The organism is Photobacterium sp. J15 (genome assembly GCF_963870815.1).
GTDB classification, from domain to species: domain Bacteria; phylum Pseudomonadota; class Gammaproteobacteria; order Enterobacterales; family Vibrionaceae; genus Photobacterium; species Photobacterium marinum.
The window spans coordinates 2,378,664-2,393,002 of record NZ_CAWMUI010000001.1 but is presented as its reverse complement, the minus strand read 5'-3'; the positions used below and the strand labels follow the sequence as shown (position 1 = coordinate 2,393,002).

Annotated in this window: 9 protein-coding genes and 1 pseudogene; 3 read left to right on the top strand and 7 right to left on the bottom strand. The window is 44.6% G+C overall.

Translation table 11 applies throughout. The features are described 5' to 3' along the window. Nucleotides 1-62: 62 nt before the first annotated feature. The 5 genes from AACQ93_RS10835 to AACQ93_RS10815 all read right to left on the bottom strand — a co-directional run bounded on the left by AACQ93_RS10835 (nucleotide 63) and on the right by AACQ93_RS10815 (nucleotide 6,979). Complete coding sequence (locus AACQ93_RS10835; RefSeq protein WP_064604907.1) at nucleotides 63-1,181, bottom strand: diguanylate cyclase domain-containing protein; 1,119 nt, start codon at nucleotides 1,179-1,181, stop codon at nucleotides 63-65. Then, the gene (locus AACQ93_RS10830; RefSeq protein WP_064604905.1) at nucleotides 1,174-1,824 is read right to left on the bottom strand and encodes a YfiR family protein; all 651 of its coding nucleotides are present in this window, start codon (nucleotides 1,822-1,824) and stop codon (nucleotides 1,174-1,176) included. The genes AACQ93_RS10835 and AACQ93_RS10830 overlap by 8 nt, the downstream gene beginning before the upstream one ends. Further along, nucleotides 1,821-3,890, bottom strand: a complete 2,070-nt coding sequence (locus AACQ93_RS10825; RefSeq protein ID WP_232323308.1) for a TonB-dependent receptor plug domain-containing protein — start codon at nucleotides 3,888-3,890, stop codon at nucleotides 1,821-1,823. The genes AACQ93_RS10830 and AACQ93_RS10825 overlap by 4 nt, the downstream gene beginning before the upstream one ends. 413 nt (nucleotides 3,891-4,303) lie before the next feature. Then, on the bottom strand, nucleotides 4,304-5,134 hold the full coding sequence (locus AACQ93_RS10820) for a pirin family protein (RefSeq protein WP_198160123.1): 831 nt from the start codon (nucleotides 5,132-5,134) through the stop codon (nucleotides 4,304-4,306). Between the two features lie 222 nt (nucleotides 5,135-5,356). Continuing rightward, the gene (locus AACQ93_RS10815; protein ID WP_064604900.1) at nucleotides 5,357-6,979 is read right to left on the bottom strand and encodes a VRR-NUC domain-containing protein; all 1,623 of its coding nucleotides are present in this window, start codon (nucleotides 6,977-6,979) and stop codon (nucleotides 5,357-5,359) included. Nucleotides 6,980-7,139: 160 nt separating this feature from the next. On the opposite strand from AACQ93_RS10815, the gene AACQ93_RS10810 reads away from it, so the two are divergent. Then, entirely contained in the window at nucleotides 7,140-8,630 is a 1,491-nt protein-coding gene (locus AACQ93_RS10810; protein WP_084419107.1) for a bifunctional NUDIX hydrolase/phosphatase PAP2 family protein, read from the top strand. 132 nt (nucleotides 8,631-8,762) lie between these two features. Next, nucleotides 8,763-11,836 (top strand): annotated as a pseudogene (ydiJ, locus tag AACQ93_RS10805) (D-2-hydroxyglutarate dehydrogenase YdiJ). Nucleotides 11,837-11,870: 34 nt separating this feature from the next. On the opposite strand, the gene AACQ93_RS10800 reads toward ydiJ, so the two are convergent. Beyond that, complete coding sequence (locus tag AACQ93_RS10800; RefSeq protein ID WP_064604898.1) at nucleotides 11,871-12,755, bottom strand: LysR family transcriptional regulator; 885 nt, start codon at nucleotides 12,753-12,755, stop codon at nucleotides 11,871-11,873. Nucleotides 12,756-12,930: 175 nt separating this feature from the next. Here AACQ93_RS10800 and AACQ93_RS10795 point away from each other — a divergent pair, with 175 nt between their 5' ends. Further along, nucleotides 12,931-13,614 carry a cation transporter gene (locus AACQ93_RS10795; RefSeq protein ID WP_064604896.1) on the top strand — a complete coding sequence of 228 codons (684 nt, stop codon included), beginning with the start codon at nucleotides 12,931-12,933 and terminating at the stop codon, nucleotides 13,612-13,614. Between the two features lie 114 nt (nucleotides 13,615-13,728). Here the strand turns inward: AACQ93_RS10795 and AACQ93_RS10790 are convergent, their stop codons facing one another. Beyond that, a complete protein-coding gene (locus AACQ93_RS10790; protein ID WP_064604894.1) occupies nucleotides 13,729-14,211 on the bottom strand; it encodes a LabA-like NYN domain-containing protein in 483 nt (160 codons plus the stop codon). Nucleotides 14,212-14,339 lie beyond the last annotated feature (128 nt).

Here is a 14,339-nt window from a genome sequence, read left to right as displayed (position 1 = left end):
AAGAAATTTCAGATAACGTCTTCCTCTCTGGAAGACGTTATTTTTGGTAATTTCCATCTGATTCAGTTGAATTGATTATATTCACTTATTTGTCCCTTTCCTGAAAGCTTGGCATCGTACATTGCTTCATCAGCCTGTTTGATGACTTCTTCTGCATCAAGCGCATTATCAGCCGATACATAGTAACAGCCAATGCTGGCATTAAGTTGCAGCTGCAGCTTTCCAATGTGCAGTGGTTCTCTGATTTTTGAAAGCAGCCTTGCGCTTGTTTGTCTGGCATCTTCTGAGCTTTTAATCGGATTCAGAACAGCCACGAATTCATCCCCGGCTAACCTGGCTATGATATCGCTGTCTCTCAGTGTGTGACGAAGTCGTTCTGCAATGACTTTAAGCGCCTTGTCTCCGGTTTGATGGTCATGGCTATCATTGACTGATTTAAAGTCGTCCAGATCAATGAAGAGGACTGCCATTTGTGAATGTGTGTTTTTTAACTGCGTAAGTTGCTGTGTTAATTCTGTATGCAATTTACTGCGGTTAGGTAAATCGGTCAGCATGTCATGAGTGGCAAGGTATTCCAGTTGTTCAATTTTCTCTTCTGATGATTTATCAGCCAGTAGCCATGAAAACATCAGATAGATGAAAACGCTGCTGAGAAGAAACAAGCCAATCATCAGAAGCAGGCTTAGCTTGAAATGATTAAACTGCATTTGTTTTAGTGCTATCAGCGAAACAGCAATCCTCAGTTGTCCAATTTGCTCTCCTTTCATATCAATAGGCACAAACATGTAGAGCATTTGGGAGCCAAACACATAACCTTGCTGAGCAAGCTTTGTCTCTTCATCTTTTGAAGGGAAGATAAAAGTGATCTTCTCATTTTTATATTGGCTGAATTTTTGCTGGTTGAGCGTGTTTAGCTCCACGCGGGCAATTAGAGGATCTGCTTTGAAAGCCGAGAGAATTTCCATTGCTTCGATACGGTCGTTAAACAGAATTGCGGCGTCCAGGTTTCGTCCGACGCCATTGGCCAGCACCTTAGTCCGACTTATTAGATGTTCTTGCTCAATGCTTAAATACACCTGATGAGTGATGAATTTAATCGTGATAAAGGCAAGCATGATGAAACTCATTACAGCGATGGTGAGCCGCATATTCAGCGGCAGGCGGTTGGCCCATTTAGTCATGAATGCCTCCTTTCTGAACGTCATGATGCAGAGAGATTCTTAGCAATTGTGAACTGACAGTCAGGCGTCCCCTTTCTACATTATCAAGCCCGATCACCGGTTTTACCTGATTGTTTATCGATCTCAGTTCGATCATTCCTCCCTGTTTAGTAAAGCCTTTGTTACTGCTTACTGTCAGTACTTTTTCATACTGAGGGATTCGTTGCAGTTTGCGCATTTTTCGCTCTGTGAGGTATAGGATCTCACAATGGTTGCTTGCTTCACTTAGGTTCTTCAGTGAGATAAAGCTAGATGCATATCCGGGAATGCCTTTGTTTTGAACTAAGTTCTCTAGCGTAACTGTGACGCTGTCTCTGCCTAGGCAGCAAAAGCGAATGTCTGTCAGTTTGTCCGGCCAGTGCACAAAGTTTGCAAAGTGATGGATATAGACCGCTTTAATTTTATAGTCTGCAAAATTGGCGGAATCGGGTAATGCGGCTTCTGTTTTTGCAATAGTGAAGATAAATAAGCAGCTAACAAGTTGAGTCACCAATATCCGTAGTCGCCCCCGAGATCGAAAAGCCTCAGACTTACCGTCAACAAAACGTTTATGACTGAACTGATTATGATCCAACATTGCCAGGTACTGAAACATCATTCTCATAAGAAGTCCCATGATGCTCGAAGGTAAGCCGTTTCTTCAATTTTGGCTTTTCCTGGTTGATCTTCATATTGTTCTTTACCAAGAGCATCAATAATCAGCTCAACTTTTGGCCAGTCGGGTTTTTCCTGCCATGCAAGCCGAACATCAAATGTGCTGACAGATGGGGCATCAAAAGGTTTGTGGCCATTTTTGAATGTCACACCGGAGTTTACTGCGCTCTTGTATCGGTACCATAAATCCAGTTGCCATGCTTGTGTGATATCCCATTGAGAGAACACTGAAACAAAATGGTTTGGTTGATATTTATATTTTGCCGGATAGCCCCCGAATGTATCGGTGTCGCAGTACTTCAGGCCTTGGCAGTCAGGTTCGGTATTGATGAAGCTGTAGCTTGTTTGTATACGTAAATTGCTCAGTGGCTGCCAGTGGAAAGCCGTTTCAAATCCGACACTTTCTGCGTTCAGTTGATTCGTGTAATGAGAAGACTGAACAAACAGTCCGCCAGGTACGGTTACACCATCTCGACAGGAGCCGAAGGAGCAATAAAGGTAAGGCTCATCAAGCATCCTTAAGTGTTTATAGCGGCTGTAAAAGACAGTGCTGTCGATACTCAGTGATGGTGAATGTGTGTAACGATGGCCCAAATCCCAGGTAATAACAGATTCATTTTCCATTTCTTCATTCCCGAAAGTGAATTTAAGCACCGGGAATCGGCCCATTTGAGTTGGCGAGATGGGCTGAGTGGTGTCTGTAAAAATGTAATGATCTGTTACTGAATCAACCACAGAAGGTGTAACGACCGCACGGCCGACACCTGTCCACCATTGATGTTGGGGTGAATAGGAATAAAGAACCCTTGCCTGAGGTTGCAGTTCGGTACTGTGATTCAGGGTGAAGTGTTCTATCTTGGTACCCAAGGTTGTCGAAATAGTGTCACTAAGTGTGGATTCCAGTTGCAAATAGGCATTGTAGATGGTGTCAGTGCCCTTTGGTTCTCTGGTTACACGCCCCCATAAAGGAAGTGTGTCATTTTTGCCTGTTGGATAAGAAGCATTATGCCTGTGAACCAAACGGATACCTGCTCCTGAAGTCAGCTCATGTGTTGAGTGGAAGCGATTTCTGAGCAGTCCCTCAAAATCCAGAGTATAAAACTCACCGTTTGATGAGGGCTCAGCACTGGAGTTGGTATCAGCCCACAGGCTGACTTCATAATCGGTTTGATTAAGTTGTTTAGTGACATCCAGACTGATGTAACCACCGCGGGAATAATCATCAAATTGTCCCGGTTGCAGGTAGAAATAATTTAATTTCTTATTCAGGCCAACGGATAACCAGTCATGGGATGATTTATTATGGTAGCCGCCGGATTCGAAAATAATTTGTGTGTCAGAGTTGAAGTAGTCGACCCTGATTCCACCGCGATAGTTTTCCCACTGGTCGTCGTTAAAAAAGTAGTAGTCTGACTTCTGGCCCTTGGCGAAGACTCTTGCTGTTGTTGTTTCTGACAGTGTCATGCCATAACGGTAATTGATTTCTCGGTAATTGTGCTCACCAGCACTGATTTCAAGATAATTGCCAAGTGTATCCCGGCTGTGCTTCGTGATGATATTGACCACGCCGTTTGCAGCATTACCACCCCACATAGTGCCGGCAGTTCCCCGCATAATTTCAATACGTTCGATATCTTCAAGGACTGTATCGACGGTATCCCAAAAAGTGCCGGACATCAGTGGGCTGAAAACGGTACGACCATCGATCATCACTAATAGTTTGTTAAACAGAACTTCATTCAGCCCCCGTAATGAAACCTGCCAGTTAAACTCACTGATTTTTGTCACTTGTACACCGGGTGCCAATGCGAGGGCCTCGGCAATAGAGCGTACGCCGCTACGTCGGATCTGTTCATCGCTGATGACATAAACTGCACCGGGAACTGATGACAATGACTGCTCTTTTTTAGCTGCGGTAGTTACCGTGATTTGCGTTGCAGACAGATCTTCAAGGCTCATCGCCATTAAAGTATCAAGGTCATTAGATTTCACTGATGCTGAAAATAATAAAGGCATCAAGGTGAAATATGTCATTAGGCTTTGGATTAGGCCGGAATTTAATTTAACTTGTTCTTTCAAAACGTTTTATCGGGAATGTTGTAATCTGTATTGATATAGAGCAATAGTAACAACAATCCTAAAAAAGTGAATTATTTCATTGGCTTGGAATTGATGTCTATTTTTGTTGTTTTTATTTGTGGGTGGAATTATTTGTGTTCAGTTTTGTTTTTAGGGAATGGGGTGCTTAGAGTATTTTTCTCACTATTGATTAAGCTTATACAAATAGAGGTGTGAACCGGAAATGTATTTATTAAATCAATAAAAAAGGGTCAAATTTAACCTCAGATAAGAGCGGGCAGAAAATGGTCAATTGCTTTAGGGAATAGAATTATTTCGAATAAAAAAAATATTTCAATAAACAGGCATCATTAATGTCTTAATGATGCCATTAGTTGTCTGATTTTTTGGGTACCTACCGCCATGTTGCTACTGGAAGAATGAACGGAGCTGCCAGATGAAATGAAAGGTTGGTGTAGTGGTTCACCTAGTGTGACAAAGATTCTGGCTCCAAGGTTGCCGGTTCGTATCTCCAGTGGCAGCGAAGAGGCTTCGAGTACGCCCATTTGCCGAGGATGAAGTTGACTGCCGCTGACATAGACATTACCGGAGCGAACATAAATAAAGCCAGATGTCAGATTGTTCTCAGGTTGAAAAGACCAGACGCCATAGGGCGCAATCATGATATCGAGGTAAGTCAAAGGAATACTGTGTCTTATGGGACTTGTTTCTTTTTTGAAATCACCGACAAGTATCTTAGTTGTTGCATCTTCTTCTTCAACTAAAGGAAGCTTATCTGCGGAAATGTTACTGCTTATAGCATCGGACATTTCGGTTTCACCCGCAGGGAGGGCTGTCCACAGACTGAATGATTCGACATAGCCGTTATTGGGGGTCATGGTGTCTTTGTGAATGACTCCGTTACCTGATGTCATCACATGGATATCACCACTTGCTAGCGTCACCCGGCTACCAGCTGAATCAAGATGACGTAGCTTCCCGGTGACAGGGTAACTTATGGCTTCGATGCCTGAGTGGCCGTGGTAATCAAGACCAGTATTCAGCACAACTTCTTTAGCTTCAAAGTGATCCCATAGTACAAAGGGGTCAATTTCACTGATGTTATCGTCTGTAATGAAGGCCGTAATGGTACCTGCTTTTTGGCCGTAGCGGACTTTTGTTATCTTTCTTGTGTTTTTCATGAGCCAATACCAGATTAAAAGAGCGAGCAAGATGAAAATTTATAAGTTTGACTTTTTTAATTGAGAAATGATTTCAAATATATTCATATTGATTAAATCTTAGACCTTTGATGATAATTTTCTCAAGGTGAAATCACCTTAAAATTAGTGAAATTTAAAGGGATTAATAATTGGAAATTATTAGTTTTAAGATGCAATCTCATATTCGGAATGCTTAAATCGTCAATCTTTATGCCAGGTAATGAAATCAATACATGCGGGTATGTCTGATTGGTTAAACATCTTCAACCAGCGAGCCTGGTTACTTTGAAGTTTATCGCCTGGTCCCTTCACCTCAACCCATTGGTATTGATTGTCTTTGAACATAATAAGATCAGGAAAGCCTGAGCGATTATTCCTGGGATCAAATAGCATACGTTTAAATAAGCGGGATAGGGTAGAGCAAGGAATGCTATTTACCGTTAATTCGATGATGTCTTTGCTCAGAATATGCCAGTTAACCCAGTCGTTACTCAGGCCTTCCTTCTGATTATAGATTTCCAGCCAGTTACACCATGAGCCTGAGGATATGTGTTCAAGGCGCTCTGCTATCATCTCCGCTCGCTGAGTTCTGAATTCCGGAGTGAACATATCCCGTGGTGAGCGTTGGTATGGGTTCAGAAATGCTCCCGGAATGGGAGAGAAAATGATATCCCAGAAAGCCAGACCAAACAGACCGCAAATCAGGCTGTTTTCAAGATAAAAAACAGTCCACCCTTGCACGGTATAATAGTCAGCGACTGCCAGTTCAACGCGTTGTTCGGTGTGAGGTAAAACCAAGTGGTTTTCGTTAAATGAAGTTTTTTCCGCAGGAGAGAAAGGGCGTTTTAGTTGACGACTTAGCTTCTTTTCTAACGTCAGGGCGACTTCACTTTCTTCTTCAGTTAGCGGAGTGTTCTTCAATTTAAGCGTTAGTTTCAGCGCTTCGTCCTGAATACCGAGCTTATCCAGGATACGGATTTGACGCTCACGAGATGGGGGTAATTCACTTTGTCTGAAAAGTGTCAGTGCTTCCTCTTGCATGCCAAAACGTTCAAGGTCTCTGGCAACATGATTGATGAGCTTCTGACGCTTCCGCTCCAGTGGCGGCCACTCAAAGCGGGTGGGAATATTACTTACCATATTAACAATGGCATCATGGTTTTTCTGTTCTTTCGCATTCCAGTAGTCATCCGCCAGCGAGGTCAGAACAAGCCAGCTCTCAATTTGTTCTCGTGACTGGAATAAACGCGTTTCTTTATCAACCGGGTAGGACTCGAACTGATGAAGCCCGAGGTCAGAAAGGACAAACTGGCTCAAATCCTGGTGGCTGTTACCAAAGAAAAGCAGCAGAAAAATCTCTAGGTTCTGCTGGTGGCAGATGTAGAAGATAGTTTGTCCGAATTCTTCGAGCTTCGGAGATAGCTGATAGAGTTTCTCCAGTAACGCCGCTTTATGGGCGGACTTGTGTTTGTTAAGAGCGGGAAACAGTGTGAGCAGTTCCGGCTTAGTAAAAAGAGGTGCTATGTGTTCTGTGCACCAGTCTGGGTTATTGATTTCAATGAAACCCGCTTTTGCCAGTTCTCTGGCAGGCTGAGTCAGTTCACCAATTTCAGGGTAGTGGAGTTTGTCTTTTCTGTAATAAAGGCCTTTTCTCGAAAGCAGGCGTACATAAAGCATCCTGGCTGGTGGGGATAGCTGCCTGAAAGCTTTAAGCCAATTTGTTTCATTTTGGTTGAGGAGATCAAGGTAGTGCTGTTCAACTGAATTAACCAGTCGTTGGAAGTTATGGAGGTAGTAATCTGAAGCGAGTTCGGATGGTTGCATATTGTTGTCTTAATCGAATAACTCAACACTAAGGACAAATCATTATTCTTATAACCCATGAAATTTTTGGAAAAAAGTTATATTCATAATAATTCTCAATCGCTAACCCTGCGCGATATTGATATCATAACAGTAACGTCTTGATTGTATAAGGTTTGTTGTGTTGACTCAGTTAAATGTCTTCATTCGATTATCAGTGCTGCTTCTGTTGGTAAGCGTAGCATTGCCTGCATGGGCAACAGGTTTACTAGCAGATAATGATGCAAAAAGCTCACGGGATATCGTCGGTGCTGTTTGCATTATTCGGCATGATAATCAAATGATTATGTTGTCTGAAGTCATCACCAAAAAGTTTGCGTTGCCCGGCGGTTATATTGAGCGAGGGGATTCTCCGAAAGAGGCAGCCATAAGAGAAGTGCTGGAAGAAACCGGTATAGATGTAGAAGTTGCAGAACTGCTTCAGTATCGCGAGCGTGCTGCAATATTCAGTTGTGTTGCTAAAACACCAATTCTGGTCTCTTCATTTAAGGATCGGACTGGTTACCCGATCGTTGCATCCTGGTTTGCCAAAGATTATTCCGTTGAAGTAAAACGCGTCTACCTTGCGAACCCGAATGATATTGCGCAAAAGGATTATCGTTATCCGGATGATGCACCTCTGCTGAATTCATGGCTGGAAAGAACCCCGAACAGCGAAATTGAAATTTATCGTGACCTGTTGGAACAGGTTAACCCTATGCATAAGTTGGAGTTAAGCTGGATTCAGCAGCTACAATCGACTGTAAGGGCAATGCCGGATGCTTCCCGAGCGATTTTGGAAGCCATTGTCTATTTGGGTAATTTACCCGGCGAACCGATCTTTATTGCTTTACTCATTATCTTTGTTGCCGGATTCTTTGGTCCTCATGCCTTACTTCAGCTGGCTGTATTATTGTTTGTTGCTATTTTTACAGCTAATGCGCTTAAGCTTGGTTTTGCATCACCGCGACCGTCTGACATTATGCCTGAATTGCAGCAAGCCAATGCTTACGGTTATGGTTTCCCAAGTATGCATACTTTGTTGGCGACCATATTATGGGGCATGTGTTGGCAATTGCTTTCCCTGCGTATCGGCAGAACATTTAGGTGGCTATCACTGCCACTATTCCTGTCTCTTGTTGTTTTAATGGCTCTGGCCCGTGTCTGGTATGGTGTTCACTTTATCAGCGACACGTTAGCCAGTGTATTGCTGGGAATTGTAATGGTGGCGATGATGATTCTCTGGCATGGAGCATCATCTTTTTCCCTGCACCGTTGTATCTCAGATAAATGGTTCTGGTTCTATTTAACAATGCTGGTGGGTATTACAGCTGCGCTGACCTTCACACCTTCTTTTGCTTATCTTTTTGCTTTGTTGCTGGGGATCTTTTTGGCCGTTGACTGGTTGCCAAAACATGAAGTCGCTATCGGGCTGTTACCGAAGGCTCTGACAACAGCCTCGATACTGGTTGGTATTATACTGATTAACTTTTGTGTGAAATGGCTGGCAGCGCAGGCATCAGTGAGCCTGATTGTGTTGAGTATTCGTTGTTGTGGTTTTGCGTTTGCCGGACTGTGGCTTGTTGCCGGATCATCAATTTTGTCAGAAAAAATAGCGGCTAAATTTTCTTAAATGTCATAAGGCTGCTTTATTGCTCTTCGTCACACTTTGTTTCATATACTTTGTGAGGTAAAGTGGATGAAAACGATCTTATAAGAGGCCAGTAGTCGTAGGATACGGCAGCAATACTGGACAAGGAGAGCAATGTTACCTGCACTGACACATCAGCACAGTATTGACGATGTCGTACTGTCTTTTCTGACTGAACTTGAAAACGCCGGTTTCAGCGGCGATATTGAGCAGACTTACGCCAGCCGTTTGGCTGTTGCTACCGATAACAGTGTTTATCAGCAATTACCGCAGGCGGTGGTTCTGCCAAGATCGGTCGACGATCTTATTCTGATAGGCAAAATGGGTAAGAACCCGGCCTATAAATCAGTCACTTTCTCGGCCCGTGGGGGGGGACTGGCACCAATGGTCAGTCGCTGACACCGGGTATTGTGGTTGATTTGTCCCGCCATATGAATCAAATCCTTGAAGTGAACCCGGAGCAGGGGTGGGTCAGGGTTCAGACTGGTGTCGTAAAGGATCAACTGAATGATGCCTTGCGTCCGCATGGCTTTTTTTTCTCACCGGATCTGTCGACCAGTAACCGTGCAACCATTGGTGGCATGATTAATACCGATGCTTCCGGACAAGGCTCGCTTAAATACGGTAAAACGTCTGATCACGTGTTGTCACTGAAAGCCGTCCTTGCTGATGGTTCATTGTTGGATACTGAGCCCTTATCCCAGGCGGCTATTGCCGATATTCCTGATAACAGCGAACTGGCTACCGGTGCACTCAAAGTTGCTTCTCAAGTTTGCCGTGATAAACGTCAGCAGATCCTCGATAAATTCCCTCCGTTAAACCGTTTTCTGACTGGTTATGACCTGAAGAATGTTTATGATGAAGAGCTGAAAGAGTTCGATATCACTCGCTTGCTATGTGGCTCTGAAGGATCTTTGGCTTTTATTGCCGAAGCCAAACTCAATATTACCCCGATCCCGAAATCTCGTACCCTGGTTAACATTAAATACGACAGTTTCGATTCTGCGCTACGCAATGCTCCAATGATGGTGGAAGCTAAGGCACTGTCAGTCGAGACGGTTGACTCGCGGGTATTGAATCTCGCTAAGCAGGATATTGTCTGGCATACCGTCAGTGATTTATTGACCGATGTTCCCGGTAAAGAACTGCTGGGGATCAATATGGTGGAATACGCCAGCAATGACTCTGAAGAAAATCGGTCTCAGGTTGATGCTCTGTGTCAGCAACTGGATAAGTTGATGGAGCAGAGCGAAAGTGGAGTTATCGGCTATCAGGTTTGTGATGATCTTGCCAGCATCCAGAAAATTTACGCCATGCGTAAGAAAGCGGTAGGTTTGCTGGGGGCCGCGAAAGGCAGTAAGAAGCCGGTCGCATTTGCAGAAGACACCTGTGTGCCACCTGAAAATCTGGCGGATTTCATCGCTGAGTTTCGTCAGCTACTTGATGATAAACAACTTGATTATGGTATGTTCGGTCATGTTGATGCTGGGGTACTGCATGTTCGCCCTGCGCTGGATATGTGCGATCCGAACCAGGAACGCCTGATGAAGGAAATTTCTGATCAGGTGGTGGCGTTGGTGGCTAAATACGGCGGCTTGATGTGGGGTGAGCACGGTAAGGGTTATCGCTCTGAGTACGGTCCGGCGTTTTTCGGTGATGAGTTGTTTACTGAGCTGAGGCGTATTAAGGCGGCTTTTGATCCGGATAACCGGATGAACCCTGGTAAAATCTGTACGCCGCTGGAAAGTGATGCTGACCTTGTGAAAGTCGATAGTGTAAAGCGTGGCTTTTATGACCGTCAGATCCCGCTAGAGGTGCGAGATAGCTTTAAACAGGCGATGGAATGTAACGGTAACGGCTTGTGCTTCAACTACGACACCAGCTCGCCGATGTGTCCGTCAATGAAGATCACAGCTGATCGTCGCCATTCACCGAAAGGCCGTGCCGGACTTGTTCGTGAATGGCTGAGACAGTTAGCAGAGCTGGGGATTGATCCAACCAAGCTTGAAACAGAGTTGATGACAAAGGCACCGACCATTAAGCAGATCATTGATCGTTTCCGTAATACTTTCGGCAAAGGGCGAAATGAGTACGATTTTTCTCATGAAGTAATGGATGCGATGAATGGTTGTTTGGCTTGTAAAGCCTGTGCCAGCCAGTGTCCTATCAAAGTTGATGTTCCAAGCTTCCGGGCGCGTTTTCTGAACCTGTATTACAGTCGCTATCAGCGTCCGGCCAAAGATTACCTGGTGGCTTATGTTGAAAATTACCTGCCGTTGATGGCAAAGGCACCGGTCACATTCAATGCCCTTATGAGACCAGAATGGTCGAAAAAGCTGACGGAAAAAACTATCGGCTATGTTGATATGCCGAGTCTGTCTGTTCCTACCCTGAAAGAAGGTCTGGACGGTCACCATTCGACACGCTTTGATTTGCACTGGCTGCAGGCATTGTCTGAACGTGAACGCCAGGACTATGTGCTGATTGTCCAGGATCCGTTTACCAGTTTCTATGATGCAGAAGTGGTCAGGGATTTTGTTTTCCTGATTGAGAAGTTGGGTAAGAAACCTATGTTGGTGCCGTTTAAGCCTAATGGTAAGGCGCAGCATATTAAAGGTTTCCTACGTCAGTTTTCCCGAACCGCACAGAACACTGCAGATTTCCTGAATCAGCTGGCTGATCTGGACATACCTATGGTGGGCGTGGATCCTGCTTTGGTTCTTTGTTACCGCGATGAATACAACGAGATTCTGGGGGATAGCCGAGGTGATTTTCAGGTGCTGACAGCACATGAATGGTTGTTGCCATTGCTGGATGAATTCCCGTCTTACCCGCTGCGTAAAGAAGATATTTGGTATTTGTTTGCGCACTGTACGGAGAAAACCCGATTACCTAATGCTGAAGCGGAATGGGGAACCATTTTTGCCCGTTTCGGCGCTAATTTACAGCCTGTTTCAGTCGGGTGCTGTGGTATGGCGGGTACTTTCGGGCATGAAAAAGATAAGCTGGAATGGTCGAAGAATATCTACGGTCTTAGCTGGCAGCCAAATCTTGAGCAACTTGATACCGAGCGTTGTATGGCGACAGGTTATTCATGTCGGAGTCAGGTGAAACGCCTGGAGCATATCAAGATGAAACATCCGGTTCAGGTGTTGCTGCGTATAGTTAACAACTTACCAACTTGCTAATTTATCCTGAAATAAGAGCTAACTACTAGCGTAGCTAGTGGTTAGCTTTAAGCAAGTATTCCTCAAGCTGTTCCGAAAGCCACTGAAGGATTTCCCCGCGTCGTGATTCTACCGGGCTTATTTCGCCGTAAGTCTGCCAGTTCATGGCCTTGTTATGTTTCAGCACTTTTATCGTCCCTTTGCGCAGGTATTGATTGATTAGCAGGGCTGGAACATAAGACCAGCCTGTACCATCCAGTACGGCATCTCTCAGGTGCTCAAAGAACGGTAGGGCGATAAATTTGCTGGTATGGGGATTCACTGGCTTCAGGCCATTTTCATCGATATAAGCCAGTACAACTTCTGTATAAAGCGCCAGATCTGTGCTTAACACTTTTCGCAACCGGCTCAACGGATGATCTTTGTGTGCAACAGACATCATCCGGATTTGTCCCAGTTCCAGGTGGTTGGAATGGGTCAGTTGCTGATCAGGAGGAAGGAGACAATAAGCCACATCGATGATGTTTTGCTGTACCATCTCTTCCAGCTCCGGTGGCGGCGCAACATAAATTGAGATGCTGGTGCCGGGAAATTTTTCATTAAGCTGCTGAACCAGCTTTCTCCACAAGGATTCGGGTAAAGCATCATCTCTCGCGATTCGCAGGGCCGATTCGACGCCGTCGTTATGGTGCTGGCACTTAGATTTAATTTCATCGGCGATCATTAGTAAACGCTCACAATCATTGGCAATGGCTTCACCGATATCTGTCAATTGAACCGTGTTACCGCTGCGTTTAAGCAGGCTAACACCAAGTTCGTCTTCAAAAGCGCTGATAGCTGCGCTTACAGTTGTGCGGCTTTTATCGAGCTTACGAGCGGCTTCGGCAATGGAACCGCACTGACTGGTATGAATAAACATTTCTATCTGGCTGACTTTCATTGTTAAGCCCTTGTATTTGAAATGAACATGAAGTTAGGGTTCGTTTTTGATCTTTTCAGCGACGAAAAAATTAGCGCTCAGTGATTGTAGCAATAAAAAAATATTAGGTAACATAAACTTAATTACATAAGTGAAGTGTGTCCGACGAAAATAACGTCGGTTGGTTGAGGTGTTTATGTCTTGTAATGTGCAGCTTGAACGTCGCCTGCTGCAGTTTTCGACCATGTCCTCTTTCTTATTTGCCATCATGGGCATTGGGTTAGGACTGTGGATGGGCTCTCTGGTCATCGTATTTGACGGTGCTTATTCATTTATCAGCCTTGCGTTAACCGTGGTTTCGCTTTTAGCCGCTGCTTATATCCGTAAACCTGAAGTGGCAAACTCTTCTCACACGGTTGCGAAAATCGAGCCCGCAGTCATTGCCTTTAAAGGTATGGTAATTACTGGAATGTGTTGTATTTCGTTCCATTCGGCTGTGGTTGCGATTATTAACGGCGGGCGGGAAGTTGATACCGGGTTGGCTTTGCTGTTTGGTGTGATTAACGTAGTCGGTTGTACTGCAACCTATCTGGTGCTTAAAAGCAAAGGCCAGCAAGCTCGTTCGGCGCTGGTGGAAGCCGAGTCAAAGCAGTGGGTAATGGATACTGTGATTAGCGGGGCGGTGATGTGTGGTTTTATTATCGCTACGGTTATGACTTGGGCAGGCTATGGCGAGTATGCTGCTTATGCGGATCCCGTGATGGTTGTGGTTGCGTCTGTGTATTTTGTGATTGTGCCGCTGAAAATGGTTTATGACGCGGTGAATGAACTTAGGGGGTTATCCCGAACTCAATATGACGAAGTCTCAGAATTGAGTTAATGCTTAAAACCGTTCACATATCGAAGTGAAGATTCAGGCGGGAAGGTGTAAACCTTCCCGCTTTTTTATTGGCTTGTTCTCGTTTATAAATTGCCAAGATAAGCCGCTAAAGTTTTATTTGTGGCAAAGCAGCAGAGTTTGTTCGATTTCACGGAAAAATGACGCGGTATTAATCAGCGATCCTGCGGTCAGCCCCGGCACACCGTAAATCTCAACTTGGGTGTTGTATTTGGTCTGGACTTTATCGACAAGCAGATCAAAATCACCGTCACCGGAAAGCAGAATAATACGGTCAACATCCGGAGCATGTTCGATTACATCCAGAGTGATACCTACATCCCAGTCACCTTTTGCCGAGCCGTCGCTGCGCTGGATAAAAGGTTTCAGTTTAACTTCAAAGCCGATACCGCGCAGGATGTTTTGAAACTGACGTTGCTTTTCGTCACCGCGATGGATGGCATAGGCGTAGGCTGCGACAACTTCCCGGTCTTGCGTGGCTTCAGCCCAGAAAGCGTTGTAATCGAAATTGCAGCCATAGGTATCTTTGACTGTGTAATAGATGTTTTGAACATCAACAAAAATAGCGACTTTTTCCACAATAACTCGTAGCAAATGAATGACGATGCACAGAGTGCCTATTCACGGAAGAAAACTCAAGTCACAAAGGCCTACAAACATAGATTATGTTTGAACTTTGAAGAATTATTGTGGACTTGTAGAGCGGC